The sequence below is a fragment of the Polaromonas sp. genome, assembly GCF_029945895.1.
Classification (GTDB): Bacteria; Pseudomonadota; Gammaproteobacteria; order Burkholderiales; family Burkholderiaceae_C; genus Polaromonas.
In genome coordinates this window covers 1-2,275 of record NZ_JAQSDL010000073.1, presented here as the reverse complement: position 1 = coordinate 2,275, position 2,275 = coordinate 1, and the positions used below count along the sequence as shown (strand labels likewise).

The following is a 2,275-nucleotide window of genomic DNA, read 5'->3' as shown; positions in this document are numbered from 1 at the left end:
CCCCCACCTCTGGAGTTTAGTTCTGGCGTTTCTTGGCCTCGTCGGCCCGGACGCTGCTGCCGGTAAAGTCGAGGATGGTCGCGTGGTGGACGAGGCGATCGATGGCGGCCATCGTGGTCATGGGGTCCTTAAAGATCTGGTCCCACTGGGAGAAGACCAGGTTGGAGGTGATCACGACGGACTTTTTCTCGTAGCGCTCGGCGAGGAAGTGGAAGAGCACTTCCATTTCTTCGCGGGATTGTTGGACATAGCCGATGTCATCGACGATGACCGCGTCGAAGCGCTGGAGGCGGTTGATCGCCTGCGGCAGCTTCAGGTCCCGCTTGGCTGCGAGCAATTGGGTGACCAGGCGGAACGCGGGGATGAACAGCACTTGGAGCTGATGCCGGCAGATCCATTCCCGGGCGATCGCATTGACGAAGTGGCTCTTGCCTCGGCCGGCCAACCCGAAGCAGAGCAAGTTATCGCCGCGGCGTACGAAGTCGGCCTCCAGCAAGGCCGGGATCTGGCGGCGGACTTTTTCGGGGAGGAGCTTGAGGTCCAGCGCCTCGAGGGTCTTGCCGGCCGGCAGGTTCGAGTCCTTGAGTTGGCGCTGGATCTTGCGTTGCAGCCGGTCATTGCCCTCGGCCTCGAACAGGTACGAGAGGAAGCGTTTGTAGCCCCAGTTTTCCGCCTCGGCGCGGTGCAGCGCCTGATCGTATTCCCGGGCGATGGTGGGCAGCCGCAGTGAGCGCAATAGGATCGGGAGGGAAGATGTGCTCACGAGGCCACCTCCGCGATCAGGCTGTCGTAGCTGCTTAAGTCCGGGGTGAACGCGGCCAACTCCACGGGCCGCGGCGGCGGCACCTCCCGCAGGCCCGGTTCGAGGTTTTCGGCCAGAGGCAGGGCCCCGTCCCGCAAGACCGTCCCCAGCGCCGTGGCCACGCGGTCCTCGCCGAACAGCGCGGCGAGTTGCAGCAATCGCAGGTACCGGAGGCTGGCTTGGCCTTCCTCCTGCGCCGCCAAGCGGTCATACGCCTGGCGAAAGACCGGCCGGGGGAACAGTTCCTCGCGATACAGGTAGCGGGCGAAGGCCCCCGGCTTACGGACCAACGAGTCGATCACGTGGCGGTAGTCGATGCGCGGTTCCTGACTGTGCGACCGGGGATAGAGCACCACCGCCTCCCCTTGATAGTGGAAGCTGACCTCGGCCTCGCTCACCCGCGCCTCCACGACCGCCCCGATCAACCGGGACGGCACCGAGTAGGCGCAGTTCTTCACCCGGGCGGTGCTATAACACGAGATGCGCACCGGGATCTCCTCGGCTTGGGGGAACCGGGTCGACGGCAGCGCCCGCAGCCGCAGCATTTCCTCCGCAATCTTGACGCGGCGCAGGGCATTGATCCCCGTGCAGACCTTCGCCACGAACCCGGCATAGTCGGCCGCGCTGGCAAAGTCGCGGCTGCGGCGCAACAGCAGGTGCTGTTTCAACCGGCGCTTCAGATGGCCCTGCGCCGATTCGACGTCGCCATTTTGATTCGGGCAGCGGATCGCGATGGTTTTCGGTTCGACCTTCAGGTGCCGGCACATCGCCAGGTATTCCCGGTTGAAGCCCCGCTCACTTTTCCCGCGACGCAGCTGGTGCGTCGCCGTTGAGCTCTGATCGGTCTGCAATTGGGCCGTCACCCCGCCCAGTCGCCAATAGGCCTCCTGCACCCCCAGCTTCAGCGACAACACCGATTCGGATTGGCAGGGCACCGCCCATTCCCAGTTCGAGTACGGCAGCACCGCGTGCGCCAGTTGGTGGGGATACGCCACCCCGGCGATCGTGATTCCCAACTCCTTGGCGTGCGTCCAATCAAATTGCAGGCTCGCCCCGGGCTCCCGCACCTGCGGGAAGCACACCTCCTTCGGCGGCCCGTGCTTGCGGCGCCACTGCGTCACCCGGCGCTGGAACGTGCGCAGCGCCCGGCCGTCCACCTGGCCGCCTGGTTCGCTCGCCAGATGCTCGAAGAGCATCTTCGCCTCCAATTCCGGCGTTTCTTCCAGCCACTGCACCGCCACCGGCCAGATCCCCGCCACGGGGTCCGCCCGCGTGCGCCACGTGTGGACCGGCTTCATTTCCTGCGGCCCCTGGCCCGCCCGGATATACCGGCGCGCCGTCTTGGGATCGATATCCGCTTTCATCGCCGCGTGCGCGAGCACGCCACTGCTGTTATATTCGTTCATGAGTCGTTGGTACTGGCGATCGGAGATGAGCATAGGCCTACGGAAAGGCCCGATCTTACCGATCCCG

Annotated in this window: 2 protein-coding genes; both read right to left on the bottom strand. The window is 65.2% G+C overall.

Going from position 1 to position 2,275, the window contains the following annotated elements; all coding sequences use genetic code 11:
* Positions 1–16: 16 nt before the first annotated feature.
* Positions 17–763, bottom strand: a complete 747-nt coding sequence (gene istB / locus PSV33_RS08380; RefSeq protein ID WP_300560575.1) for an IS21-like element helper ATPase IstB — start codon at positions 761–763, stop codon at positions 17–19.
* On the bottom strand, positions 760–2,208 hold the full coding sequence (gene istA, locus PSV33_RS08375; RefSeq protein ID WP_300560574.1) for an IS21 family transposase: 1,449 nt from the start codon (positions 2,206–2,208) through the stop codon (positions 760–762). Before istA ends, istB begins: the two co-directional genes overlap by 4 nt.
* Between the last annotated feature and the right edge of the window lie 67 nt (positions 2,209–2,275).

Coding starts and splice junctions, on each gene's coding strand:
- istA (WP_300560574.1), bottom strand. CDS start 2,208: ATGAACGAATATAACAGCAGTGGCGTGCTCGCGCACGCGGCGATGAAA.